This is a genomic window from Cupriavidus sp. WGlv3, from assembly GCF_023952475.1.
Classification (GTDB): Bacteria; Pseudomonadota; Gammaproteobacteria; order Burkholderiales; family Burkholderiaceae; genus Cupriavidus; species Cupriavidus phytorum.
This window is the reverse complement of record NZ_JALHRX010000122.1, coordinates 1-713: the sequence shown is the minus strand read 5'-3', so window position 1 is coordinate 713 and position 713 is coordinate 1. Positions and strand designations below refer to the sequence as shown.

1 protein-coding gene is annotated in these 713 nt (G+C 60.7%); it reads left to right on the top strand.

Translation table 11 applies throughout. The features are described 5' to 3' along the window. Nucleotides 1-534 (top strand): efflux RND transporter permease subunit (locus tag MKD38_RS30775; protein ID WP_252682449.1); only part of this gene is annotated, 534 nt, incomplete at its 5' end. Nucleotides 535-713: the final 179 nt, after the last annotated feature.

Below are 713 nucleotides of genomic sequence, written 5' to 3'. Positions count from 1 at the left end.
ATCGCCATCATGACCTCGCTGCCGCTGACGCTGGCCGGCGTGTTCGCGGCGCTGCTGCTGTTCGGCTCGACCCTGAACATGTTCTCGATCATCGGTTTCATCATGCTGATGGGGCTGGTGACCAAGAATGCGATCCTGCTGGTGGACTTCGCCAACCAGGCGCGCCACGGGGTCGACGGCCGCGAGCCGCTGTCGCGCGAGGCCGCGCTGGTCGAAGCCGCGCGCGTGCGGCTGCGCCCGATCCTGATGACGACGCTGGCGATGATCTTCGGCATGGTGCCGCTGGCCTTCAGCCTGGGCGAAGGCGCCGAGCAGCGCGCGCCGATGGGACAGACCGTGATCGGCGGCATCATCACCTCGTCGATCCTGACGCTGGTGGTGGTGCCGGTGATCTATACGTACCTCGACGATTTCGGCGCGTGCTTGCGTCCATTTTGGCGAGACAGAACGCCGTCTTCAGTTGCCCATCAGGCTGGCGGTGATTTGCTCTCCACGAAAGGCGACCCCAAAAAAGCGAACGAGCCTGCAAGATGAACTTTACGCGAGATAGCCATCCTCTTGTGGAGCGTAGTTGTCGTGGACTAACTCCGATTACGAGTCATCTTGGCAGAGGCCATCATCCACGAAAGGTAATGTGCAAAGAATGGCGCCCAACTTGGTGCCGGTGCCTTGGCAAACAGCGAGTTATAGGAAGCGATGAAATTCGCCATGAA